Origin of the sequence: Streptomyces sp. NPDC059567 (genome assembly GCF_042735655.1) — a bacterium.
Classification (GTDB): Bacteria; Actinomycetota; Actinomycetes; order Streptomycetales; family Streptomycetaceae; genus Streptomyces.
In genome coordinates, this window is record NZ_JBHWBS010000054.1 from 1 (window position 1) to 25,524 (window position 25,524).

Consider the following 25,524-nt stretch of genomic DNA (forward strand, 5'->3'; position numbering starts at 1 on the left):
GCTGAGTGCTCCGCGGCCGTCCGCCGTGCGGAGGGACCGTCAGGTGACGCCGGGCGTCAGGCGGCCGGCGGCCGGGTCGGACCTTCGCCCCGCGGGCCGTCGTCCTTGTGGGCGATCCGGTCAAGGGCGTCCTTGGCCTTGCCGGTGCCCGATTCGATCTTGGCGCTGTACTTGCCCTTGGTCTTCTCGTCGACCAGCTTCGCGGCCTTGTCGACGCCGTGCTCGATCTTCTCCCCGTGCTGCTGCGCGAGATCGGAGACCTTGTCCTTGGCCGGGACGAGCTTGGCCTTCAGTGAATCCAGGAGACCCATGGGTCACCTTCCCTCCGGTGAGTCCGTATGCCGTGCCCTGTCTCCAGGAACTACTTCCGGGCGCCTTCGCCCGCCTTGTTGTCCGCGGCCGCCTCGGCCGACTGCTGCTTCGGGATCTCCACCGACTCGACCGCATCCACGACTGCGGCCGTCTCCGCGGTCTCGCCGGGCCGGACACCCTCCGGCGCCTCGGTCTCGGAGTCCCCGGCGGCGGGCGTGGCCACCTCGGCCTTCTCCGCCTCCTCCGGCGCCTCCGTCAGAGCGACGGCCTGGGCCTCCTCCGTTGACGCCTCGGCAGCTCCCTTGCCCTTACGGCGAAACATTGCAAAAACGCCCATTACCACTCCATAGCGTACTCGTGTGGGAGAAGCCCCGCGGCGCCTGGGGCGCCCCATCGCGCCACCCGGCGCAGCCGGTACGGAAACCGGCGGTCGGAACCTCGCAACTGGCAACGAACCCGGATGCGGGCCGTCACGTCGCTCATTCGGGGACTCGCCGAGAGGTTTGCGAGACTGGGGCGGTGAGAAGTGCAGCTCCCGCCCCGCGGGTCATCGCCGTCGTCGGTCCCACAGCGGCCGGAAAGTCCGATCTGGGTGTATTTCTGGCCCAGCAGCTCGGCGGCGAGGTCGTCAACGCCGACTCGATGCAGCTCTACCGAGGGATGGACATCGGTACCGCCAAGCTGACGCTCGAGGAGCGTGGGGGCATCCCGCACCACCTCCTCGACATCTGGGACGTGACCGAGGCCGCCAGCGTCGCCGAGTACCAGCGCCTCGCGCGCGCGGAGATCGACCGGCTGCTCGCCGCGGGCCGTACCCCCGTCCTGGTCGGCGGCTCCGGCCTGTACGTGCGCGGCGCCATCGACGCCCTCGAGTTCCCGGGCACCGACCCGGCCGTACGGGCCCGTCTGGAGGCGGAGCTGGAGGAGCGGGGCTCCGGCGCGCTGCACCTCCGCCTCGCCGCGGCCGACCCCGAGGCAGGGCGCGCGATCCTGCCCAGCAACGGCCGCCGCATCGTCCGGGCGCTCGAGGTGATCGAGATCACCGGCAAGCCCTTCACGGCCAACCTGCCCGGCCCCGACTCGGTCTACGACACCGTGCAGATCGGCGTCGACGTGGAGCGCCCCGAGCTCGACGAGCGGATCACCACGCGCGTGGACCGGATGTGGGAGGCCGGGCTCGTGGCGGAGGTGCGCACGTTGGAGGCGCAGGGGTTGCGGGAGGGGCGCACGGCCGCACGCGCGCTCGGCTACCAGCAGGTGCTCGCGGCGCTCGCGGGGGAGTGCACCGAGGACGAGGCGCGCGCCGAGACCGTGCGCGCCACCAAGCGCTTCGCGCGCCGTCAGGATTCGTGGTTCCGGCGCGACCCGCGGGTTCACTGGCTGAGCGGGGCGGCGGAACACCGGCGGGAACTCCCGCGAGAGGCGCTGGCGTTGGTCGAACGAGCGGTTACAGCCTGATCACGTGATGGCATCGGGACGCCATGCCCGTCATTCCCGCGGTCTTCGGCGTGCCATCATCGAGCATCGATCGACCAAGTGGAGTCCGAGTGGGAGGGCGCGTGGCGATGGAGGCCGGCCCTCGCGACAGAGAACAGCACGACGCGATCCGGGGCGAAGCCCCGGGTGACGCGCCCGGTTTGAGCCCGGACGGTCCGGACGACGCCGAGGGCACGGCCGTCGAGGTCGACGCCGACGAGGTCGAGGTCGAACTGCGGCCCCAGCCCCGGCTGCGGATCTGGCAGCTCGCCCCCATCGTCGGCCTCGCCGCCGTCGGCTCGCTGATGTTCGCCTTCCCCCTTGCCTTCGGTTCCGGTGAGGGCGGCGCCGTCGTCGCCATGCTCGGACTGCTGATCAGTTCCTGCGCGGCCGGCTGGGGCATGATGGCCGCCCGCAAGGTGGGCCACACCTGGCCGGGTCTTCCGGCCCGCGGCTCCGGCGAGCGGCCGAACTGGCGGGTGATCGCCCTGTACGTGTTCTTCAGCGCGCTCCTCGTCGTGCTGGCCGTCTGGCGCGTGGCCCGCCTCCGCTGACTCCGACGCCCGGGCGCCCCGCGCCCGGCCGCAGTCGCTCCGCGCCCCGGCCGCGGGTCGCTCCGTGTGCCCGGCACGCCGAGGCCCGCTGCGTGGACCGTCGAGGACCTTGTCCGACCCGACCCGTACAGTTGATCCCGTGACCACCACGCAGACCTCGCCGCTCGCATTCCTCAAGGGCCACGGGACCGAGAACGACTTCGTGATCGTCCCCGACGCCGACAACGCCGTCGAGCTGCCCGCCGGGGCCGTCGCGCGGCTGTGCGACCGACGGGCCGGTATCGGTGGCGACGGGCTGCTGCACGTGGTCCGCAGCGCGGCCCACCCCGAGGCCAGGGCCATGGCCGACGAGGCCGAGTGGTTCATGGACTACCGAAATGCGGACGGGTCGGTCGCCGAGATGTGCGGCAACGGCGTCCGCGTCTTCGCCCGCTATCTGCAGCACGCCGGGCACGTCACGGCCGGCGAGGTCGCCGTCGCCACCCGCGGCGGAATCAAGCGGGTCCATCTCGACAAGGACGGCTCCGTCACCGTCGCCATGGGGCGCGCCCGCCTTCCCGAGGACGGCGTCACCGTCACCGTCGACGGCCGCAGCTGGCCCGCCCGCAACGTGAACATGGGCAATCCGCACGCCGTCGCCTTCGTCGACAGCCTCGACCACGCCGGCAATCTGTTCACCGAGCCGCCGTACGCCCCCGCCGAGGTCTACCCGGACGGCGTGAACATCGAGTTCGTCGCCGACCGCGGCCCCCGCCACGTCGCGATGCGCGTGCACGAGCGCGGTGCCGCCGAGACCCGTTCCTGCGGCACGGGCGCGTGCGCCGTCGCCGTGGCCACCGCCCGCCGGGACGGCGCCGACCCCGCCGTGATCGGGACGCCCGTCACGTACACCGTGGACGTCCTCGGCGGCACGCTGATCATCACCGAGCACCCCGACGGCGAGATCGAGATGACCGGCCCGGCCGTCATCGTCGCCGAGGGCACGATCGACCCGTCCTGGCTCGGCGCCGGAGAATTCGAAACAGTCAACGACTGATCCGTCGCTCGAATGGGTGATCCGCTTCACGCTGGGCGAGAGCGAGACTGCGCCGCGTGGTGGGGTCGGTAGCATCAAGCACCGGCCCGGCAGGCATGCCTTGCCCGCCCACCGCCGGTCGACGCCGCCGGAGGTGCCCCATGAGCGCAGAGGCCACCAATCCCGTGAGCGCAGCGGAGGCCACCGGCCCCGACGCTCCCAGCCGCAGGCGCGCCCGTCCGAGGATCGACCTCCGCCGGCTGGGCCGCGCCGCTCTCCTCGGTCCCGCCACCAGGGACCGGCTGCCCGACGCCATCGGGCATGTCGCCGAGGCTCATCGCGCCCACCACCCCGATGCCGACCTCGCCGTGCTGCGCCGGGCGTACGTCCTCGCGGAGCACTCGCACCGCGGGCAGTTCCGCAAGAGCGGCGAGCCGTACATCACCCATCCGCTCGCCGTCACCCTGATCCTCGCCGAACTGGGCGCCGAGACCACGACCTTGACCGCCGCCCTGCTCCACGACACCGTCGAGGACACGGAGGTGACACTCGATCAGGTCCGTGCGCAGTTCGGCGACGAGGTCGCCTATCTCGTCGACGGCGTCACCAAGTTGGAGAAGGTCGACTACGGCGCCGCGGCCGAGCCCGAGACCTTCCGCAAGATGCTCGTCGCCACCGGCAACGACGTCCGGGTCATGTCGATCAAGCTCGCCGACCGGCTCCACAACATGCGCACCCTCGGCGTGATGCGACCCGAGAAGCAGGTCCGGATCGCCAAGGTCACCCGCGACGTCCTCATCCCGCTGGCCGAACGGCTCGGTGTCCAGGCGCTCAAGACCGAGCTGGAGGACCTCGTCTTCGCGATCCTCCACCCCGAGGAGTACGAGGCGACCCGCGCGCTCATCGCCGAGAACACCGGCGCGGGCGACGCGCTCGCCGCCATCGCCGACAGCGTCTCCGCCGTGCTGCGCGACGCCGACATCACCGCCGAAGTCCTCGTCCGGCCACGGCACTTCGTCTCCGTCCATCGTGTCCGCCTCAAGCGCGGTGACCTGCGAGGCAGTGATTTCGGGCGGCTTCTGGTCCTCGTGGGCGAGGACGCCGACTGTTACGCCGTCCTCGGCGAACTCCACACGTGTTTCACCCCGGTGATCTCCGAGTTCAAGGACTTCATCGCCGCCCCCAAGTTCAACCTGTACCAGTCGCTGCACACCGCCGTCGCGGCCCCCGACGGGGCCGTGGCCGAAGTCCTCATCCGTACGCACCAGATGCATCAGGTCGCCGAGGCCGGCGTCGTCGCGCTCGGGAACCCGTACACCCCTCCGACGGGCAGCGACGGCCCCGAGCCGGCCGAGGACGGCGAGCGAGTCGACCCCACCCGCCCCGGCTGGCTCTCCCGGCTCCTCGACTGGCAGCAGGCCACCCCCGACCCCGACACCTTCTGGACCTCGCTGCGCGCGGACCTCGCGGAGGACCAGGAGATCACCGTCTTCCGCGCCGATGGCGGCACCCTCGGCCTGCCCGCCGGGGCGAGCTGTGTCGACGCCGCCTACGCGCAGCACGGCGACGCCGCCCACGGCTGCCTCGGCGCCCGCGTCAACGGGCGTCTGGCGACGCTCAGTACGGTCCTGAACGACGGCGACACCGTCCAGCCGCTGCTCGCCCAGGACACCGCCTCCGGGCCGTCGCCCGAGTGGCTGGAGCACGCCCGTACCCCCGCCGCGCGCATCGCGATCACCGCCTGGCTCCAGGCCCACCCGGAGGCCGTGGGAGCACCCGAGGCCGACCCTCGGCCGCCGGTCTCCTTCACCGCCGACCGGCGCTCGGGCGCCAAGCTCCAGGCCGACCTGCCGGAGGCCACCGCCACCGACGCCGTCGTACGGCCCGCCGGCTGCTGTACCCCCGTACCGCCCGACGAGATCACCGGCTTCCAGGTCCGCGGCGGATCCGTCACCGTCCACCGCACCGGCTGCGCGGTCGTCGACACCATGAGACGGCTCGGGCGCGCTCCCGTCACCGTCCACTGGGGCGACACCGCCGAGTGCCGTGTGACGCTCGTCGCCGAGTCCTTCGGTCGCCCCCGCCTCCTCGCGGACCTCACCGAAGCCATCGCCACCGCGGGCGTCGCGGTCGTCGCCGCGACGATCGAGCCGCCCAGCGAGCAGCGGGTCCGGCACACGTACACCCTGCAGCTCCCCGACGCGGCCGGGCTGCCCGCGCTGATGCGGGCCATGCGGGACGTGCCCGGGGTGTACGACGTCAGCCGCGCCCGGCACCCCGACTCGCACGGAGAGTGACATCGCCGCGCGTGCTGACAGCACAGGGGTGATGTCAGCACAGCCGTGACCCCTTCGAGTGGCGGGCGAGCGCGCCGCACGGGGGAGCGGCGCGGGCACTGGTAGCCGTAGCCCATGCCGCTCACACCCCGAAATCGCTCCCCACGCGCGCGTTGGCTGCGTTCCGCCGTCCTGGTCGCCGCGTCGGCCGGGCTCGTCGCCGCAGCGCTGCCCGCACCCGCGCCCCTCGGGATCGGAGACCCGCTCTTCCCTCACCTCGGCAACCCGGGCTACGACGTCCTCTCGTACGACATCGACCTCACCTATCAGGGCAAGAACACGGAGCCGCTCGCAGCGGTGACCCGGATCGACGCCCTCGCCACCGCCGACCTGGAGCGGATCAACCTCGACTTCACGCACGGCACGGTCGCCTCGGTGACGGTCGACGGCGAACCGGCCGACTTCGTGAGCAGCGGCGAGGACCTGGTGATCACTCCCGCCGAGCCGACCGAGGACGGCGACCCGCTGACCATCGCCGTCACCCACACCAGTGATCCCCGTGGCCCCGCCGACAACGGCGGCTGGGTGCGTACCGGCGACGGTCTCGCCATGGCCAACCAGGCCGACGCCGCTCACCGGGTCTTCCCCTCCAACGACCACCCCGCCGACAAGGCGTACTTCACCTTCCGGATCACGGCCCCCAGTTCGCTCACGGCCGTCGCCAACGGCCTTCCGGTCGACCGGACCACCGAGGGGTCCACCACGACCTGGACCTACCGCACGACCCACCCCATGGCCACGGAGCTCGCGCAGGTCTCCATCGGCCGCACCACCGTCGTCCACCGGACCGGGCCCCACGGGCTCCCCCTGCGGGACGTGGTGCGCACCGCCGACCGCGAGCTCATGGAGCCCTGGCTGAAGCGCACCCCCGGTCACATCGAGTGGATGGAGCGCCAGGTCGGCCCGTATCCCTTGGAGACGTACGGACTCCTGGTGGCCGACGCCGAGACCGGATTCGAGCTGGAGACCCAGACCCTGTCTCTCTTCGAGAGAAGGCTCTTCACCGAGCCCGCGTACCCGGAGTGGTACGTCGACTCGATCATGGTCCATGAGCTGGCCCACCACTGGTTCGGCAACAGCGTCTCGCCCCGTACCTGGTCCGACCTGTGGCTCAACGAAGGGCACGCGAGCTGGTACGAGGCGCTGTACGCCGAGGAGACCGCCAAGCAGTCCCTGGAGCGGCGCATGAAGGCCGCCTACGCGGCCTCCGACGCCTGGCGTGCCGACGGGGGACCGCCCGCCGCCCCCGAGCCGCCCACGCCCGGACAGAAGATCAGCCTTTTCCGGCCCGTCGTCTACGACGGCAGCGCCCTGGTCCTCTACGCCCTGCGCGAGGAGATCGGCAAGGACGCCTTCCAGAGCCTGGAACGCCGCTGGGTCAGCGAGCACGCGGACTCCACCGCCACCACCGCCGACTTCACGGCGCTCGCCTCCGAGATCGCGGGGCGTGACCTCACGTCGTTCTTCGCGGGCTGGCTGTACGCGGAGAAGACCCCGCCGATGCCCGGGCACCCGGACTGGCGCTCCCGCACCTCCGCCGAGGCCCGCGGAGCCGTGAAACCCGGGTGACGGGCCACGGCCGACCGTGTCACCATCGTCAGGTCGACGACGCGGCCGGCCCGGGAATCTTTCCGTGCCGTCACACGTTGTGATCGACGCAACGACTTTCCATCGACGTAAGGATCAAATGACCTCCTCTTCATCCCCTTCCCAGGACGAGCAGAGCTTCGCGGAGACGAGCCGCACCGAGAGCCTTCGGGCCGATGCCCTGATGGAAGAGGACGTCGCCTGGAGCCACGAGATCGACGGAGAGCGGGACGGCGATCAGTTCGACCGCTCCGAGCGCGCGGCCCTGCGGCGCGTGGCGGGCCTCTCCACCGAGCTCGAGGACGTCACCGAGGTCGAGTACCGGCAGCTGCGCCTGGAGCGCGTCGTGCTGGTCGGCGTATGGACCTCGGGGACCGTCCAGGACGCGGAGAACTCCCTGGCGGAGCTCGCGGCCCTCGCCGAGACGGCGGGCGCCCTGGTGCTCGACGGCGTGATCCAGCGCCGTGACAAGCCCGACCCGGCCACCTTCATCGGTTCCGGCAAGGCCCGTGAGCTGCGGGACATCGTGCTCGAATCCGGTGCTGACACCGTCGTCTGCGACGGCGAGCTCAGCCCCGGCCAGCTCATCGCCCTCGAAGACGTCGTCAAGGTGAAGGTGGTCGACCGGACCGCCCTCATCCTGGACATCTTCGCCCAGCACGCCAAGTCCCGAGAGGGCAAGGCGCAGGTCGCGCTCGCGCAGATGCAGTACATGCTGCCGCGACTGCGAGGCTGGGGTCAGTCGCTCTCCCGTCAGATGGGTGGCGGCGGCGGTGGCGGCATGGCCACCCGTGGTCCCGGTGAGACCAAGATCGAGACCGACCGGCGTCGGATCCGCGAGAAGATGGCGAAGATGCGCCGGGAGATCGCCGAGATGAAGACCGGCCGCGACATCAAGCGGCAGGAGCGGCGCCGTCACAAGGTTCCCTCGGTCGCCATCGCCGGTTACACCAACGCAGGCAAGTCCTCGCTCCTCAACCGGCTGACCGGTGCGGGTGTGCTGGTGGAGAACGCCCTGTTCGCCACCCTCGACCCGACCGTGCGCCGGGCCGAGACGCCCAGCGGCCGGGTCTACACCCTGGCCGACACCGTCGGGTTCGTACGGCATCTGCCGCACCACCTGGTCGAGGCGTTCCGCTCCACGATGGAGGAGGTCGGTGACTCCGATCTGATCCTGCACGTGGTCGACGGTTCGCACCCGGCTCCGGAGGAGCAGCTCGCCGCGGTGCGCGAGGTGTTCCGTGACGTCGGCGCGGTGAACGTGCCGGAGGTCGTGGTCGTCAACAAGGCGGACGCGGCCGACCCCCTCGTCCTGCAGCGCCTGATGCGGGCCGAGCGCCACGCGATCGCGGTCTCCGCCCGTACGGGCCAGGGCATCGAGGAGCTGCTCGCGCTCATCGACGCCGAACTGCCGCGGCCGCAGGTCGAGATCGAGGCACTCGTGCCGTACACGGAAGGCGGTCTCGTCTCCCGGGTGCATGCCGAGGGTGAGCTGCTCTCCGAGGAGCACACCCCGGAGGGCACGCTGCTCAAGGCGCGTGTGCACGAGGAGCTGGCGGCGTTCCTGACGCCGTACGTACCGGCCGCGCACTGACCGGTTCGCTCACATGTGGAAGGCCCCGCCCCCTCATCGAGGGGGCGGGGCCTTCCGCATGTCGTACGCCGGTGTCCGCCGGCGTGGGCATCAGCGCCGTCGGGTCAGCGGGCGAACTTCTTGCTCACCATCTCGTGCGCGTTCTTCGCGCCGCGGCCCAGCAGCGGTCCCGCCAGCCAGCCGTTGCCGCCGGCCGGGCCGATCGAGGTGTTCGACACCAGCGCGGTCGTCCCGTTGGGCAGCGCGTGGAACCAGCCGCCGCCGGACGAGCCGCCGGTCATCGTGCAGCCGATGCGGTACATGGTCGGCGTGGCGGGTGCCGTGGTGACCCGGGTGGCCCGGTCCAGGCACTTGTGCATGATCAGACCGTTGTACGGCGGCGCCGCCGGGTAGCCCCAGGCTCCCACCGTGCCGGCCTGCGCGGGCGTGGGCGCCGAGAAGTCGATCGGCAGCGCGGCGCCGACGGTCTCCTCCAGGGACTTCTTCCCACGGGCCGGCTGCACGTGCAGCACGGCGTAGTCGTACGGCCAGGCGGCCTGCGACCCGCCGCGCTGGATCCACTCGCCCGAGGTCACGGCCCAGTCGGCCCAGTACTGGCCGTACGGCGCCTCCTCGTGCGGCTTGGCGTTGCGCAGCGCCGCCGGGGACTTGCCGAGGTCGTTGTAGGCGGGGACGAAGGTGATGTTGCGGTACCAACCGCCTCGCTGCCCGGCGTGGACGCAGTGGCCCGCGGTCCACACCATGTTGGACTTCCCGGGCCGGCGCGGGTCCTTCACGATCGTGCCGGAGCAGACCATGTGCCCCTGGGGCGAGTCGAAGAAGATCTTGCCGACCGGCGCTGCGTTGCGGTGGTACGGCGTCTTCTCCCGCTGGGCCTGGACCGGTCGCGGCGTGGGGTCGCTGCCCCCGGAGCCCGCCGTCGTGGCCATCGTCTGGTCCGGGCTCTTCGCGGACTGCATCCGCTGGGAGTCCCAGAGCCCTTCGATCACCGGGTTGACGAAGTCCTCGGCCTCACGGAGCCAGGTGTCCGTGTTCCAGTTCTTCCACTCGCCGTTCTTCCACTTGTCCGGGTCGACGCCGTGCTTCTTCAGCTTGTCGGCGAGATCTTTGGGAAGAGCGGCATCGCCGCCACCGGTGGCGGGAGCGCTCGTCTCCGCCGAGGGCTTGTCGGCCGCCGGTGTCTCGGTGGGGCCGCAGGCGGTGGCGGTCAGCGCGAGCGCCGAGGCCAGCGCGGCGAAGGCCGGTATGAGTCGTGTGGAACGCATGAGTTGAGATCCCCCAGATGATGTTTCCCGCGTCCGGGCGACGCCACGGACCGAAGACCACGGTGGTGTTGCCATGGACGCGTCACTTTCGGTGCACAGTATGCCCGTAGGAAAGGGGCGGGACCCCGCAGGGCCCCGCCCCTCGGCCGCCGCCTAGCGGCCGGCGAACTTCTTGCTGACCTCGTCGTAGATGCCCTTGGCCTCGGCGCCCAGGCGCGGACCGGCCAGCCAGCCGGCCGTCACCGGGCCGATCGAGGTGTTGGACACCAGCGCCGGCTGACCGTCCTTGCCCGTGGCCACCCAGCCGCCACCGGACGAACCACCGGTCATGGTGCAGCCGATGCGGTACATCGTCGGCTGCTCCGCCTTCACCGAGAGACGGCCCGGCTTGTCCTTGCACTGGTACATCTTCTGGCCGTCGAACGGCGGGCCCGCGGGGTAGCCGGTCGCCTGCATGTTCGCGATCTTCGACACCACGGGGGCGTTGAAGTCCACCGGGAGCGCCGAACCGACCGTCTCCTCCAGCGACTTGCCCGTGCTGCCCTTCTCCGGCGTCACATGGATCACCGCGAAGTCGTAGGGAGCGCCCTGACCGCCGGTCGCCGCGCCCTCGGAGATCCACTGCTCGGAGGTCTGGGCCCAGTCGCCCCACCACACGCCGTACGGCGCGACCTGTTCGCGGGTCGCGTTCTCCAGCTGCGCGGTCGGCAGGGCCTTGTCGTTGTACGACGGCACGAAGGCGATGTTGCGGTACCAGCCGCCCTTCTTGCCCGCGTGCACACAGTGGCCGGCCGTCCAGACCATGTTGGACTTGCCGGGGTTGGCCGGGTCCTTCACGACCGTGGCCGAGCACACCATCGAACCCTCGGGGCCGTCGAAGAACACCTTGCCCGCCTCGGGGGCGTTGGAGTGGTACGGCGCCTGCACGCCCTTCGCCCTGACCGGCGCGGGGGTCGGGTCGGTGACACCCTCGTCGCCCGAGATGTCCTCCTCCTCGACCGGCTTGTCGGGCCGCTGCGCGTCCCGCATCCGGTCCGGGTCCCAGAGGTCCTCGATGATCGGGTTGACGTAGTCCTTCGCCTCACGAAGCCACTTGTCGCGGTCCCAGTTCTTCCACTCGCCGTTTCTCCACTTGTCCAGATCGATCCCGTGCTCCTTGAGCCGGTCCTTGAGATCGTCCGGAATCGTGATCTTGTCGCCGGTGGACGGGCTCGCGGAAGCGCTGGGCTTGTCTCCCGCGTTCTCCTCGGTCGGGCCGCAGGCCGTCGCCGTCAGCGTCAACGCCGCGACGGCGGCTGCCGCGGCCAGCAGCGGACGAATCGATCGCATCTCGTGATCCCCCTGGGACTACGTCAACTTGTGCATGAGTGAACTGTGGTGGCGCCGTGACCGGCGCCGATGTGCGCCCCCACTATGCCGGTGCCCGGTGGGACGGCATGCGGCAGGTCCGCGGTTCCGGCCTCCGCCCGGCCGTTGCCGGGTCGTGATCCCCACCGTCTCAAGGATCTTGGGATTCTGCCGTGATCCTTGGCAGCCCTCGTCGTTGGTACGTACGGGGGACACAGAGGAAGCGTTCAGCGACACCGTTCGCGCGGCGGAGCAACGTACCGATGTGCAACGCAACTGTTACAGCGGGAGGACACCGAGCCGTGGCCGTGACCGAACCAGCTCCGGCCGTACCGTCGGCCGCGCAGGCGCACCAGCGGGAGCGGAGAGCGGGTGAAGGGGGCGCACTTGAGGGCATCCTGCGTCGCCAGTCGCTGCGCGAATCGGCGGCGCGCACCTATGCGCGTTCACTGCCGATCGTTCCCGTACGGGCCCGGGGACTGACCATCGAGGGCGCGGACGGCCGGCGCTATCTGGACTGCCTGTCCGGCGCGGGGACCCTGGCCCTCGGGCACAACCACCCGGTGGTCCTCGAAGCCATCAAGAAGGTCCTCGACTCCGGAGCCCCGCTGCACGTCCTCGACCTCGCCACCCCGGTCAAGGACGCCTTCACCACGGAGCTGTTCGCCACGCTGCCGCCCGGACTCGCCCACGACGCGCGCATCCAGTTCTGCGGACCCGCGGGCACGGACGCCGTCGAGGCCGCCCTCAAGCTCGTGCGCACGGCCACCGGCCGCCGTAGCCTGCTCAGCTTCACCGGCGCCTACCACGGCATGACGGCCGGAGCCCTCGACGCCTCCGGGGGAGCGACCGACGTACGAGTCACCCGGCTGCCCTATCCGCAGAACTACCGCTGCCCCTTCGGGGTCGGCGGCGAGCGCGGGGCCGAACTCGCCGCGCGCTGGACGGAGAACCTCCTCGACGACCCCAAGAGCGGGGTCCCCACGCCCGCCGCCATGATCCTCGAACCGGTCCAGGGCGAGGGCGGTGTCATCCCCGCCCCCGACGCCTGGCTGCGCCGGATGCGGGAGATCACCGCGGCCCGCTCCATCCCGCTCATCGCCGACGAGGTCCAGACGGGCGTCGGACGCACCGGCGCCTTCTGGGCCGTGGAGCACAGCGGCATCGTGCCCGACGTCATGGTCCTCTCCAAGGCCATCGGCGGCTCCCTCCCGCTCGCGGTCATCGTCTACAGGTCGGAGCTCGACGCCTGGGAACCCGGCGCCCACGCGGGCACCTTCCGGGGCAACCAGCTCGCCATGGCCGCCGGTGCCGCCACCCTCGCCTACGTACGGGAGAACCGGCTCGCCGACCGCGCGGCCACCCTCGGCGCCCGGATGCTCGGACGGCTCCAGGGCCTGGCCGCGGCCCACCCCTGCATCGGCGATGTGCGCGGCCGGGGGCTGATGATCGGCGTCGAGCTGGTGGACCCGGACGCCACGGATCCAGGCGACTTGGGGGCCACCGCCCCGCCGGCCGACCCCGCGCTCGCCACGGCCGTCCAGCGCGAATGCCTCGACCGCGGGCTCATCGTCGAACTCGGCGGCCGCCACTCGGGCGTCGTACGCCTTCTCCCCCCGCTCACCCTCACCGACGAACAGGCCGAGGCCGTCCTCGACCGCTTCGCCGACGCCCTGGCCGCCGCCGAACGTGCCCACCGCCCGGCGCCGCCCGCCCGCAGCACGCGTCTGCGGAACGACACCGGACCGACCGGACCGTCCCACTGATCCCGGGCCGAACCCGGAAACCCTCACAAGGAAGCCCCCGTGAACGCCAGCCCCGCACCCGAAGCGTCCGACACCGGCAGCGCCGCACGCGGCCCTCTCGCCGTCGAACAGGCCACCGTCCCCCGGCAGCACTCCGGCCCGTACGACCCCCGGCCCACCTCCGCACCGCAAGCGTCCGTCAAGGTCGCCGCGGCCGTGGGGAGTACGGCGCCCCGGGAGGATCACCTCGACGACCCGGACGCACAACGCGCGGCCGACGCGGCGACCATCGAGAACCTGCTGCGCTGCTGGGTACGCGAGAAGAACCTTCCGGCCCCCGAGTCCACGACCCTCCGCATCCCCCTCGATGCCAGCGGCACCGCCCTCCTCGTCCCCGTCCACTACTGGTCGCCGACGGGATGGCACCGCTTCGGGCCCCCCGCCCTCGAAGGACTGCACCCCACCGCTCCCACCGCCGACGCCGTCACCGTCGCCGCACTCATCAGCCGCGAGACCGGCCGCCCCGAAGGAACCGAACTCGTCGGCCGCGTCGCCGACTCGTCCCGCCGCACCGCAGAGTTCATCACCGAGCGGCGCCGTCGCCCCAACCCCGGCCCCGAAGCCGACCTCTTCCTCACCGCCGAGCAGTCCCTGCTGCTCGGCCACCCTCTCCATCCCACCCCGAAGAGCCGCGAAGGGCTCTCCGAGGCCGAGGCCCGGGCCTACTCACCCGAGCTCCACGGTTCCTTCCCGCTGCACTGGATGGCCGTCGACCCCACGGTCCTCGCAGCCGACTCCGCGTGGACCGAACAGGGCCGGCCGGTCACAGCCGCCCAACTCGCCGCCGGCCTCGCCGAGGGTCTCGAACTGCCCGCCGGGACCGTGCCATTGCCCCTGCACCCCTGGCAGGCGCGAGAACTGCCGCACCGCCCCGACGTCGCCGCCCTCCTGGACGCCGGCCTCCTCCATGACCTCGGCCCCCACGGGGCCACCTGGCACCCCACCTCCTCCGTCCGTACCGTGCACCGACCCGGCGCCCGGACGATGCTCAAGCTCTCCCTCGGCGTACGCATCACCAACTCCCGTCGCGAGAACCTCCGCAAGGAACTCCACCGCGGCGTGGAGGTCCACCGGCTGCTCCGAACCGGGCTCGTCGACCAGTGGCAGGCCTCCCACCCCAACTTCGACATCGTCCGCGACCCCGCCTGGCTTGCGGTCGACACCCTGGCCGGCGAGCCGATCCCCGGACTCGACGTCATGGTCCGACACAACCCCTTCACCGCCGGGGACGACGCCGTCTGCATCGCCGCCCTCACCGCCCCGCGCCCCTGGCCCGGCACCACGCGGATGTGCTCCCGACTCGCCGACATCGTCCACCGCCTCGCCGCCCGGACCGGCCGCCCGATCACGGCCGTCGCCGCGGAGTGGTTCCTGCGCTACCTCGACCAGGTCGTCCGCCCGGTGCTCTGGCTCGACGGCCACGCGGGCGTCGCCCTCGAAGCCCACCAGCAGAACACCCTGGTGCTCCTCGACACCGACGGCTGGCCCATCGGCGGCCGCTACCGCGACAACCAGGGCTACTACTTCCGCGAGTCCCGCCGCGACGAGCTGGAGAAGCGACTCCCCGGCATCGGCGCAGCCAGCGACACGTTCGTCTCCGACCAGGTCACCGACGAGCGCTTCGCCTACTACCTCGGCATCAACAACGTCCTCGGCCTCATCGGAGCCTTCGGCGCCCAGCGCCTCGCCGACGAACGCGTGCTGCTCGCAGGCTTCCGCCAGTTCCTCACCTCAGCCACCGGTCTCGGCTCACCGCTGCCGCACCGGCTCCTGGAAGCCGAGACCCTGCGCTGCAAGGCCAACCTCCTCACCCGCCTGCACGGCCTCGACGAACTCGTCGGCCCCGTCGACACCCAGTCCGTCTACGTCGCCATCACCAACCCCCTCCGTTCCTGAGGACACATCCGCCCTCATCCCGACCCCACGCCTACCGCCCCGCCGAAAGCCACGATCCGACCGAACAGCCGAGAGGAGCACCCACCATGTCCCCCACCGATGCGAGCACCGACTCGGGCACCGACCCCGGAGCCGGACCCCGACCACCGGCCGACACGGGCGGCGAGGACACCCTGGACCTGCACCTCGCGGACGAACTCGTCGCCCTGCTCGCCACCCCCGACGGCGCGGCGAGCACGTTCGGCGACCTCCTCGACGACGTCGCCACCTGGGGTGGGGCCACCACCCCCGCCGGCTCCTTCCACCTCGTACCCGTGCGGATCGAACGGGACCTGGCGCTCGTCACCCGCTGGATGAACGACCCGGCCGTGGCCGCCTTCTGGGAGCTCGCCGGCCCGGAAACGGTGACCGAGTCCCACATCCGCACCCAACTCGACGGTGACGGCCGCAGCGTGCCCTGCCTCGGCGTCCTCGACTCCACCCCCATGAGCTACTTCGAGATCTACCGCGCCGACCTCGACCCGCTCGCCCGGCACTATCCCGCCCGGCCTCACGACACCGGCATCCACCTCCTCCTCGGCAGCGTCGCCGACCGCGGCCGCGGAGTCGGCACCACGCTGCTGCGAGCAGTCGCCGATCTCGTACTCGACCACCGACCTCGCTGCACCCGCGTCATCGCAGAACCCGACCTTCGCAACACCCCCTCCGTCTCGGCCTTCCTGAGCGCCGGCTTCCGTCTCTCCGCGGAAGTCGACCTCCCCGACAAACGAGCCGCGCTCATGGTCCGTGACCGCGCCCTTCGTCACGTCCTGTGAACGCCTCCCTGCCTTACATACACCGCTCGACCCACAGCGGTTCCCACCCAGAGGAGTCCCCGTGCCGTCGTCCCCTGTCACCCATGACTCCGCACTGCTCACACCCCCCGAGCTGACTGCCGCGGCCTGGACCAGGGCCTCCGCGCGCCTGCTCGCCAAGACCATCGGCGAGTTCGCGTACGAGGAGATCGTCGAGCCCGTCCCCGTCCCCGCCGACCCCGCGACCGACACCCCCGGCGACCCCGACCGGTACCTCCTGCGGCTCGACAACGGCTCGCCACTGACCTTCGCGGCCCGCCGCGGCGCGTACGGAAGCTGGCGGGTCGCACCCGACTCCCTCGCCCTCGACGGGCAGCCCCTCACCGACCCCCTCGACTTCCTCGTCCGGGCCCGCCGGCTCCTCCGCCTCGACGGCGCCACCCTCGGCCATCTCATCCGCGAGCTCACCACCACCCTCGCCGCCGACGCCCACCTCGACCGGACGGCGCTGACGGCCGACCGGCTGGCCGATCTCGGATACGCCGAACTCGAAGGTCACCAGACCGGCCACCCGTGGCTCGTCCTCAACAAGGGCCGGATCGGCTTCTCCGCGACCGACGCGGCCCGCTGGGCGCCCGAGGCCCGCCGCGCCACCCGGCTCCCCTGGATCGCCGTGAGCACCGACCTCGCCGCCTACCGCGGAGTCCCCGGCCTCGACACCCCTGACCGGCTCTACGCCGGCGAGCTCGGCCCCGGCGTCCGCGAGACGTTCCACAGCACGCTGCGGGCCCGTGGGCTCGACCCCGAGACGTACCTCTTCCTGCCCGTCCACCCCTGGCAGTGGGACGAGATCGTCCTCCCGCTCTACGCCCCCGCCGTCGCCTCCGGAGCCATCGTGCCGCTGCCGGCCGACGGGGACCTTCGGCTGCCGCAGCAGTCCATCCGCACGTTCCTCAATACGAGCCGGCCCGACCGGCACACCGTGAAGCTCCCGCTGTCGGTCCTCAACACCCTCGTCTGGCGCGGTCTCCCCACGGAACGGACCCTCGCCGCCCCGGCCGTCACCTCATGGGTCCACGGGCTGCGGGACGGCGACCCGTTCCTGCGCGACGAGTGCGGGGTGATCCTGCTCGGCGAAGTAGCCTCCGTCACGGTCGAGCACCCTCTCTACGACCGGCTGCCCGAGGTCCCGTACCAGTACAAGGAACTCCTCGGCGCGATCTGGCGCGAACCCCTCAGGCTCCCGCCCGGCGAGCGCGCCCGCACGCTCGCCTCCCTGCTCCACACCGATCCGGACGGCCGGGCGTTCGTCGCCGAACTGGTCGAGCGCTCCGGGCTCGCCCCGAGGACCTGGCTCCAGCGCCTCTTCACGGCCATGCTGCCGCCGCTGCTGCACTTCCTCTACCAGTACGGCACGGTGTTCTCCCCGCACGGCGAGAACGCCATCGTCGTCTACGACGACCAGGACGTCCCCGTACGCCTGGCGATCAAGGACTTCGTCGACGACGTGAACATCAGCGCGCGGCCGCTGCCCGAGCACGACGCGATGCCGGACGACGTCCGGGCCGTCCTGCTCACCGAGGAGCCCGACTTCCTCACCCAGTTCATCCATTCAGGGCTCTTCGTCGGCGTCTTCCGCTACCTGGCCCCTCTGTGCGAGGAACAACTCGCCGTGCCGGAGCGAGACTTCTGGGCGCTGGTGCGCTCCGAGATCCTGCGCCACCAGGCGCGCTTTCCCGAGCTGAAGGAACGGTTCGAGCTCTTCGATCTCCTCACGCCCCGGATCGAGCGACTCTGCCTCAACCGCAACCGTCTGCACCTGGACGGCTACCGCGACCGCCCCGAGCGGCCCCATGCCGCCGTCCACGGGACGGTCCCGAATCCGCTCGCGTGATCCGACTGTCAGTGCCGCGCCGTAGGCTGGACGCGCTATGACGAAGCCATCCCTCCCCGACCTCCTCCACGCCGCAGTCTCCGCCGTCGGCGGTGTGGAGCGCCCCGGCCAGGTCACCATGGCCGAAGCGGTGGCCGAGGCCATCGACGACAGCTCCCACCTCCTCGTCCAGGCCGGCACCGGCACCGGAAAGTCCCTCGGCTATCTGGTGCCTGCGCTGGCGCACGGGGAGCGCGTCGTGGTGGCCACGGCCACCCTCGCGCTCCAGCGCCAGCTGGTCGAGCGTGATCTTCCGCGGACGGTCGACGCACTGCACCCGCAGCTGCGTCGGCGCCCGGAGTTCGCGATGCTCAAGGGGCGGTCGAACTATCTCTGCCTGCACCGCCTCCATGAGGGCGTGCCGCAGGAAGAGGAGGACGGCCTCTTCGATCCCTTCGAGGCCGCCGCCCCCACGAGCAAGCTGGGACAGGACCTGCTGCGGCTCCGCGACTGGTCGGACGAGACGGAGACCGGGGACCGGGACGATCTGACGCCGGGCGTCTCCGACCGGGCCTGGGCGCAGGTGTCGGTCTCCTCCCGGGAGTGCCTGGGCGCGAGCAAGTGCGCGTACGGCGCGGAGTGCTTCGCCGAGGCGGCCCGCGAGCGCGCCAAGCTCGCCGAGGTCGTCGTCACCAACCACGCCCTGCTGGCCATCGACGCCATCGAGGGCGCCCCGGTGCTGCCCCAGCACGAGGTGCTGATCGTCGACGAGGCCCACGAGCTCGTCTCCCGGGTCACCGGCGTCGCCACCGGCGAACTCACCCCCGGCCAGGTCAACCGGGCGGTCCGCCGCTCCGCGAAGCTGGTCGACGAGAAGGTCGCCGATCAGCTCCAGACCGCGGCCGAGGGCTTCGAGCGGCTGATGGAGCTGGCGCTGCCGGGCCGCCTGGAGGAGATTCCGGAAGACCTCGCGTACGCGCTGATGGCGCTGCGCGACGCCTCTCGCGCCGTCATCACGGCGCTGGGCTCCACGCGCGACAAGTCCGTCCAGGACGAGGACGCCGTCCGTAAGCAGGCGATGGCGTCCGTGGAGACCGTTCACGGTGTCGCCGAGCGGATCACGCAGGGCTCCGAGTACGACGTGGTCTGGTACGAGCGCCACGACCGCTTCGGTGCCTCCCTGCGGGTGGCGCCGCTCTCCGTCTCCGGGCTGCTGCGCGAGAAGCTGTTCGCGGACCGGTCCGTGGTGCTCACCTCGGCCACGCTCAAGCTCGGCGGTGACTTCAACGGCGTGGGAGCCTCCCTGGGGCTGGCCCCCGAGGGCACGCAGGGCGATGACATTCCGGTGTGGAAGGGCATCGACGTCGGTTCGCCGTTCGACTACCCCAAGCAGGGCATCCTGTACGTCGCCAAGCATCTGTCCCGCCCCGCGCGGGACGGCGATCGCGTCGACATGCTCGACGAGCTGACGGAGCTGATGCAGGCCGCCGGCGGCCGCACGCTCGGTCTGTTCTCCTCGATGCGCGCCGCCCAGCTGGCCGCCGAGGAGCTGCGCTCCCGTATCCCGGAATTCCCGATCCTGCTCCAGGGCGAGGACACGCTCGGCGAGCTGATCAAGAACTTCTCGGCCGAACCGCAGACCTGTCTCTTCGGCACGCTCTCGCTCTGGCAGGGAGTGGATGTTCCGGGCGCCAGCTGCCAGCTGGTCGTGATGGACAAGATTCCCTTCCCGCGCCCCGACGACCCGCTGATGAGCGCCCGCCAGAAGGCGGTGGAGGACGCCGGGGGCAACGGCTTCATGGCTGTCGCGGCCACGCATGCGGCGCTGCTGATGGCCCAGGGCGCCGGACGTCTCGTGCGGGCGACCGGGGACCGTGGCGTCGTCGCCGTGCTCGATCCGCGGCTCGCCACCGCTCGGTACGGCAGCTACCTGAAGGCTTCACTGCCCGACTTCTGGTACACCACGGACCGTAATCAGGTGCGCAAGTCGCTGGCGGCGATCGACGCCGCGTCCAAGGCGGCGGAGGGCTGAGAGAGCCGACCGGGGCCTGCCCCATCGGCCGGGCCGCGGAAGGGACACAGCAGGGCCCCGGGACCGGCGCAGTGGGTCCCGGGGCCCGGTCGGAGCCGGCGTGGTGGTGTCACACCCGCCGCAGTACCGCGACGACCTTGCCGAGGATCGTGGCCTCGTCACCGGGGATCGGCTGGTACGCCGCGTTGTGTGGCAGCAGCCAGACATGGCCGTCCTCGCGCTTGAAGCGCTTGACCGTGGCCTCGCCGTCGAGCATGGCCGCCACGATGTCGCCGTTCTCCGCGACCGGCTGACGGCGCACGGTGACCCAGTCGCCGTCGCAGATCGCCGCTTCGATCATCGAGTCTCCGACGACCTTCAGGACGAACAGCTCACCGTCGCCGACCAGCTGCCGGGGCAGCGGGAAGACGTCCTCGACGGACTCCTCCGCGAGGATCGGGCCACCGGCGGCGATCCGGCCGACGAGCGGCACGTACGACGCGGCGGGCTTGCCGGTCGTGTCCGTCGGCTGCGTGCTGGGCTGGTCGGAGCCGCGCACCTCGTACGCCCGGGGCCGGTGCGGGTCCCGGCGCAGGAAGCCCTTGCGCTCCAGGGCCATCAGCTGGTGGGCCACGGAGGAGGTGCTGGAGAGGCCGACCGCCTGGCCGATCTCGCGCATCGACGGCGGGTAGCCGCGCCGCTGGACCGAGTCCCGGATGACCTCGATGACCCTCCGCTGGCGGTCCGTGAGGCCCGAGCTGTCCGCCCTGATGCCTGGAGGTCGCCCGGGCAGGGAGCGCGTAGGTCGGCCTGGCTCCCCGTCCCCGTTCATGACTGCGTCATTCATGGCATGCACCGGCTCGAGTCGGCCCTGGGAGCGGTCCTGGGCAGTGATGGTGGCACTGTCTGCGGTGGTGGTCACGTCGGCGGCCCCTCTCGAATGGTCTCCCTGGCTGGCACAACGGTAGTGGCTTTCGAAAGGTTGCGCCAAACACACGTTCGAGTGAAAAATCGCAGATTGCCTTACGTGTACGTGCAGGTGGGTGTATATGCAGACCCCGGTTGCGGTGGCAATTCGGTCATTACGGTAGCGTTCCCCGCCGGGCCGCCTGGGAGCGGGGGTGCCTTCCCAGTGTGGCACCCATGGGGCCGGAATCGGCGGAGACGCGCGCCTCCCGTACCCTCGTGGCCGGTCGCGGGGGCGCCTGGCGTGCGACACGCGCGAAGTGCCGGAAACGCGACCCAACCCCAGATCTAGTGGTTGCATGGCATCAGCCACCTACAAGTTGTGGTCCCCCGTCTGTCGGTGGTGCCCGCATCGCCTATGCTGGGGGTCGCTTCGAGGGGCCTTGACGGGCTCGGCGAGGCTATTCAGTCGTGCCGTGAGGGAGGGTCGGAACCATGCATTGCCCCTTCTGCAGGCACCCCGACAGCCGTGTCGTCGACAGTCGCACCACCGACGACGGGACGTCGATCCGACGCCGCCGCCAGTGCCCCGACTGCTCCCGTCGTTTCACGACGGTTGAGACCGCATCGCTGATGGTGATCAAGCGGTCCGGCGTGACCGAACCCTTCAGCCGTACCAAGGTCATCTCCGGCGTCCGCAAGGCATGCCAGGGGCGACCCGTGACCGAGGACGCCCTCGCCAAGCTCGGCCAGCGGGTCGAGGAGGCGGTGCGCGCCACCGGGAGCGCCGAGCTGACCACCCACGACGTGGGCCTGGCCATCCTCGGCCCCTTGCAGGAGCTCGACCTCGTCGCGTACCTGCGCTTCGCATCCGTTTACAAGGCTTTCGACAGCCTCGACGACTTCGAGGCCGCCATCGCGGAACTCCGTGAGCAGCGGCCTCCCGCAGTGGACTGCGGGACCGGGGCGACCCCAGAGGTCCCCGTTCCCGCCACCGCCGCCGACTGACCGGCGGGCCGGACCAGGGGTCCGGCCGAGGCCGGCCGCGCGCGGCCGAAAAAGACGTGTCACGGGTGCCCGGAGCGGTGCTCGCGACAGCAGACAAGAAGACGGTGCCCTGGGACTATCTGGGCACTTAAAGGTGTTTTGCCCGTATATGGGAGGCGGCATGACAGAGACGGCGAGCGGTCCGGCGCGAGGTTCCCGAGTCAAGGGAGCCAAGGCGAGCAAGGGCCTGCGTATCGAGCGCATCCACACCACCCCGGGCGTGCATCCGTACGACGAGGTGATCTGGGAGCGTCGTGACGTCGTCATGACCAACTGGCGCGACGGCTCGGTCAACTTCGAGCAGCGTGGCGTCGAGTTCCCCGACTTCTGGTCGGTGAACGCGGTCAACATCGTCACCAGCAAGTACTTCCGCGGGGCCGTCGGCACCCCGCAGCGCGAGACCGGTCTCAAGCAGCTCATCGACCGGATCGTGAAGACGTACACCAAGGCCGGCGAGGACTACGGCTACTTCGCCTCGCCCGCCGACGCCGAGATCTTCGAGCACGAGCTGGCGTACGCCCTCCTGCACCAGATCTTCAGCTTCAACTCCCCGGTGTGGTTCAACGTCGGCACGCCGCAGCCCCAGCAGGTCTCCGCCTGCTTCATCCTGTCCGTCGACGACTCCATGGAGTCGATCCTCGACTGGTACAAGGAAGAGGGCATGATCTTCAAGGGCGGCTCCGGCGCCGGCCTGAACCTCTCCCGTATCCGCTCCTCCAAGGAGCTGCTCTCCTCCGGCGGCAACGCCTCCGGCCCGGTCTCCTTCATGCGCGGCGCCGACGCGTCCGCAGGAACGATCAAGTCGGGCGGCGCCACCCGCCGCGCGGCCAAGATGGTCATCCTCGACGTCGACCACCCCGACATCGAGGACTTCATCGAGACCAAGGTCAAGGAGGAGGAGAAGATCCGCGCCCTGCGCGACGCGGGCTTCGACATGGACCTGGGCGGCGACGACATCACGTCCGTCCAGTACCAGAACGCCAACAACTCGGTCCGCGTGAACGACACGTTCATGAAGGCGGTCGAGGACGGCGGCAAGTTCGGCCTGACGTCCCGTATGACCGGCGAGGTCATCGAGGAGGTCGACGCCAAGACGCTGTTCCGCAAGATGGCCGAGGCCGCCTGGGCCTGCGCCGACCCGGGCATCCAGTACGACGACACGATCAACCACTGGCACACCTGCCCCGAGTCCGGCCGTATCAACGGCTCGAACCCGTGCAGCGAGTACATGCACCTGGACAACACGTCCTGCAACCTCGCCTCGCTGAACCTGATGAAGTTCCTCAAGGACGACGGCAAGGGCAACCAGTCGTTCGACTCCGAGCGCTTCGCCAAGGTCGTCGAGCTGGTCATCACGGCGATGGACATCTCCATCTGCTTCGCGGACTTCCCGACCCAGAAGATCGGCGAGAACACCCGCGCCTTCCGTCAGCTCGGCATCGGTTACGCCAACCTCGGCGCCCTGCTCATGGCCACCGGTCACGCGTACGACTCCGACGGCGGCCGCGCCCTGGCGGGTGCCATCACCTCGCTGATGACCGGCACCTCGTACAAGCGCTCCGCCGAGCTCGCCGCGGTCGTCGGCCCGTACGACGGCTACGCCCGGAACGCCGAGCCGCACCAGCGCGTCATGAAGCAGCACGCCGACGCCAACACCGCGGCCGTCCGCATGGACGACCTCGACTCGCCGATCTGGGCCGCCGCCACGGAGGCCTGGCAGGACGTGATCCGCCTCGGCGCCAAGAACGGCTTCCGCAACGCCCAGGCGTCGGTCATCGCCCCGACCGGCACCATCGGTCTCGCGATGTCCTGCGACACCACCGGCCTCGAGCCCGACCTCGCCCTGGTCAAGTTCAAGAAGCTGGTCGGCGGCGGCTCGATGCAGATCGTCAACGGCACCGTCCCGCAGGCCCTGCGCCGCCTGGGTTACCAGGAGGAGCAGATCGAGGCGATCGTCGCCCACATCGCCGAGCACGGCAACGTGATCGACGCCCCCGGCCTGAAGACCGAGCACTACGAGGTCTTCGACTGCGCCATGGGCGAGCGTTCCATCTCCGCGATGGGCCACGTCCGCATGATGGCCGCCATCCAGCCGTGGATCTCCGGCGCCCTCTCCAAGACCGTGAACCTGCCGGAGACGGCCACGGTCGAGGACGTCGAGGAGGTCTACTTCGAGGCCTGGAAGATGGGCGTCAAGGCGCTCGCGATCTACCGCGACAACTGCAAGGTCGGCCAGCCCCTCTCCGCCAAGAAGAAGGAGGAGGAGAAGGTCGAGGTCACCGCGAAGTCCGAGGCGACGATCCGCGAGGCCGTCGAGAAGGTCGTCGAGTACCGCCCGGTCCGCAAGCGCCTCCCCAAGGGCCGCCCGGGGATCACCACCTCCTTCACGGTCGGTGGCGCCGAGGGTTACATGACCGCCAACTCCTACCCGGACGACGGTCTCGGCGAGGTCTTCCTGAAGATGTCCAAGCAGGGTTCGACGCTCGCGGGCATGATGGACGCCTTCTCCATCGCCGTCTCCGTCGGCCTGCAGTACGGCGTCCCGCTGGAGACGTACGTCTCGAAGTTCACCAACATGCGCTTCGAGCCGGCCGGCATGACGGACGACCCGGACGTGCGGATGGCGCAGTCGATCGTCGACTACATCTTCCGCCGCCTGGCGCTGGACTTCCTGCCCTTCGAGACCCGCTCCGCGCTCGGCATCCACTCGGCCGAGGAGCGTCAGCGTCACCTGGAGACGGGGTCCTACGAGCCCACCGACGACGAGATGGACGTCGAGGGCCTGGCCCAGTCAGCCCCGCGCCAGACGGAGACCCTGAAGGCCGTCGCCCCGGCCGCCAAGGCGGAGGTCCCGGCGCCCAAGCAGGCGCACACCTCGGCGGAGCTCGTCGAGATGCAGCTGGGCATCAGCGCGGACGCCCCGCTCTGCTTCTCCTGCGGTACGAAGATGCAGCGGGCGGGCTCCTGCTACATCTGCGAGGGCTGCGGCTCGACCAGCGGCTGCAGCTGAACCGCTGAGCAGTGACTGACGAAGGGGACCGGCCCGTGGCCGGTCCCCTTCGTGGTCGTCCGCATCGGTGCGGACGGCTCAGGAGTGCCGGGCGCCCATCAGCGTCGCGAACGTCTGCGGGTCCGCGTCGAACCCACGTCGAATGGACTTGTACGACCAGCCTTCCGCGCCGTCCCGGGTGAACTCCACGACCGTCACGGCCGTCGCCTCGGCGACGTCCTCGAAGCCGTGCGCGGCGAGGTCCGTGTAGCCCTCGCGGACCCGTACCCCGGTGTTGGCGATGTCGCCGAAGGTCAGTCGGCCGCCGCCCTGCTGTATGGCCACGCCCACCACCACGCGCGCGTACCGGGGCGCGAGGCGGTTCAGCTCCAGGGTCATGGCCTCGTCGTATCCGAAGCCCTGTCCCGTACGGCTGTCACGGCTGAGGGTGATCGTGCCGTCGGGGGAGCGACTGCCGAAGTGCACCAGATAGTCGGGCGAGCCGTAGGGATCGTCCGTCGTGTACACCCCGGCGATGATGTCCAGGTCGTGCGCCGAGGCGCCGATCGGACTCGGATCCCACTTGAGCGTCACCTCGACCTTGCCGACCCCCTTGTTGAGTCCGCTCACCGTGAATCCCCTCTCCGTGTACGACTTGCGTCGCCGGTCAGACCAACTGCCCGTGGTCGCGGGCAGGTTGTTCATGGTGTCATGCGC

The 25,524-nt window shown here is 70.8% G+C and carries 19 protein-coding genes; 13 read left to right on the plus strand and 6 right to left on the minus strand.

The window, feature by feature from the left end; translation table 11 throughout:
- Positions 1-56: 56 nt before the first annotated feature.
- The gene (locus tag ACFVZW_RS22950) at positions 57-311 is read right to left on the minus strand and encodes an antitoxin (RefSeq protein WP_384524140.1); all 255 of its coding nucleotides are present in this window, start codon (positions 309-311) and stop codon (positions 57-59) included.
- Positions 312-361: 50 nt separating this feature from the next.
- Positions 362-634 carry a hypothetical protein gene (locus ACFVZW_RS22955; RefSeq protein ID WP_384524143.1) on the minus strand — a complete coding sequence of 91 codons (273 nt, stop codon included), beginning with the start codon at positions 632-634 and terminating at the stop codon, positions 362-364.
- Positions 635-831: 197 nt separating this feature from the next.
- Here ACFVZW_RS22955 and miaA point away from each other — a divergent pair, with 197 nt between their 5' ends.
- The 6 genes from miaA to hflX all read left to right on the plus strand — a co-directional run bounded on the left by miaA (position 832) and on the right by hflX (position 8,874).
- Positions 832-1,770, plus strand: a complete 939-nt coding sequence (miaA, locus tag ACFVZW_RS22960; protein ID WP_329115101.1) for a tRNA (adenosine(37)-N6)-dimethylallyltransferase MiaA — start codon at positions 832-834, stop codon at positions 1,768-1,770.
- 107 nt (positions 1,771-1,877) lie between these two features.
- Positions 1,878-2,342 (plus strand): hypothetical protein, encoded by a 465-nt coding sequence (locus tag ACFVZW_RS22965; RefSeq protein ID WP_384524241.1) that lies wholly within the window; start codon positions 1,878-1,880, stop codon positions 2,340-2,342.
- A gap of 139 nt (positions 2,343-2,481) precedes the next feature.
- Entirely contained in the window at positions 2,482-3,378 is an 897-nt protein-coding gene (gene dapF / locus ACFVZW_RS22970) for a diaminopimelate epimerase (RefSeq protein WP_384524146.1), read from the plus strand.
- A 140-nt stretch (positions 3,379-3,518) separates the two neighbouring features.
- Positions 3,519-5,654, plus strand: coding sequence for a RelA/SpoT family protein (locus tag ACFVZW_RS22975; protein ID WP_384524149.1), 2,136 nt, complete (start codon positions 3,519-3,521; stop codon positions 5,652-5,654).
- A gap of 114 nt (positions 5,655-5,768) precedes the next feature.
- Positions 5,769-7,262 carry a M1 family metallopeptidase gene (locus ACFVZW_RS22980; RefSeq protein WP_384524152.1) on the plus strand — a complete coding sequence of 498 codons (1,494 nt, stop codon included), beginning with the start codon at positions 5,769-5,771 and terminating at the stop codon, positions 7,260-7,262.
- 118 nt (positions 7,263-7,380) lie between these two features.
- Positions 7,381-8,874: a GTPase HflX gene (gene hflX / locus ACFVZW_RS22985; protein ID WP_384524155.1), complete on the plus strand. Its 1,494-nt coding sequence runs from the start codon at positions 7,381-7,383 to the stop codon at positions 8,872-8,874.
- A gap of 104 nt (positions 8,875-8,978) precedes the next feature.
- Here hflX and ACFVZW_RS22990 read toward each other — a convergent pair whose 3' ends face one another.
- Together ACFVZW_RS22990 and ACFVZW_RS22995 are read right to left on the minus strand one after the other, a co-directional pair.
- Entirely contained in the window at positions 8,979-10,139 is a 1,161-nt protein-coding gene (locus ACFVZW_RS22990) for a trypsin-like serine peptidase (protein WP_384524159.1), read from the minus strand.
- Positions 10,140-10,292: 153 nt separating this feature from the next.
- Positions 10,293-11,468: a trypsin-like serine peptidase gene (locus ACFVZW_RS22995; protein WP_384524162.1), complete on the minus strand. Its 1,176-nt coding sequence runs from the start codon at positions 11,466-11,468 to the stop codon at positions 10,293-10,295.
- A gap of 320 nt (positions 11,469-11,788) precedes the next feature.
- On the opposite strand from ACFVZW_RS22995, the gene ACFVZW_RS23000 reads away from it, so the two are divergent.
- The 5 genes from ACFVZW_RS23000 to ACFVZW_RS23020 all read left to right on the plus strand — a co-directional run bounded on the left by ACFVZW_RS23000 (position 11,789) and on the right by ACFVZW_RS23020 (position 19,886).
- Complete coding sequence (locus ACFVZW_RS23000) at positions 11,789-13,252, plus strand: diaminobutyrate--2-oxoglutarate transaminase family protein (RefSeq protein ID WP_384524165.1); 1,464 nt, start codon at positions 11,789-11,791, stop codon at positions 13,250-13,252.
- Between the two features lie 39 nt (positions 13,253-13,291).
- On the plus strand, positions 13,292-15,187 hold the full coding sequence (locus ACFVZW_RS23005) for an IucA/IucC family protein (RefSeq protein WP_384524168.1): 1,896 nt from the start codon (positions 13,292-13,294) through the stop codon (positions 15,185-15,187).
- A gap of 86 nt (positions 15,188-15,273) precedes the next feature.
- Positions 15,274-16,002, plus strand: coding sequence for a GNAT family N-acetyltransferase (locus tag ACFVZW_RS23010; RefSeq protein ID WP_384524171.1), 729 nt, complete (start codon positions 15,274-15,276; stop codon positions 16,000-16,002).
- A 61-nt stretch (positions 16,003-16,063) separates the two neighbouring features.
- The gene (locus ACFVZW_RS23015) at positions 16,064-17,875 is read left to right on the plus strand and encodes an IucA/IucC family protein (RefSeq protein ID WP_384524174.1); all 1,812 of its coding nucleotides are present in this window, start codon (positions 16,064-16,066) and stop codon (positions 17,873-17,875) included.
- Between the two features lie 37 nt (positions 17,876-17,912).
- Positions 17,913-19,886, plus strand: coding sequence for an ATP-dependent DNA helicase (locus ACFVZW_RS23020; RefSeq protein ID WP_384524177.1), 1,974 nt, complete (start codon positions 17,913-17,915; stop codon positions 19,884-19,886).
- A gap of 109 nt (positions 19,887-19,995) precedes the next feature.
- Here the strand turns inward: ACFVZW_RS23020 and lexA are convergent, their stop codons facing one another.
- Entirely contained in the window at positions 19,996-20,787 is a 792-nt protein-coding gene (gene lexA / locus ACFVZW_RS23025; RefSeq protein WP_384524180.1) for a transcriptional repressor LexA, read from the minus strand.
- Between the two features lie 479 nt (positions 20,788-21,266).
- On the opposite strand from lexA, the gene nrdR reads away from it, so the two are divergent.
- Complete coding sequence (nrdR, locus tag ACFVZW_RS23030; RefSeq protein WP_376440652.1) at positions 21,267-21,779, plus strand: transcriptional regulator NrdR; 513 nt, start codon at positions 21,267-21,269, stop codon at positions 21,777-21,779.
- Between the two features lie 160 nt (positions 21,780-21,939).
- Positions 21,940-24,828, plus strand: coding sequence for a vitamin B12-dependent ribonucleotide reductase (locus tag ACFVZW_RS23035; protein WP_384524183.1), 2,889 nt, complete (start codon positions 21,940-21,942; stop codon positions 24,826-24,828).
- 78 nt (positions 24,829-24,906) lie between these two features.
- Here the strand turns inward: ACFVZW_RS23035 and ACFVZW_RS23040 are convergent, their stop codons facing one another.
- Positions 24,907-25,437 carry a TerD family protein gene (locus ACFVZW_RS23040; RefSeq protein WP_384524186.1) on the minus strand — a complete coding sequence of 177 codons (531 nt, stop codon included), beginning with the start codon at positions 25,435-25,437 and terminating at the stop codon, positions 24,907-24,909.
- Positions 25,438-25,524 lie beyond the last annotated feature (87 nt).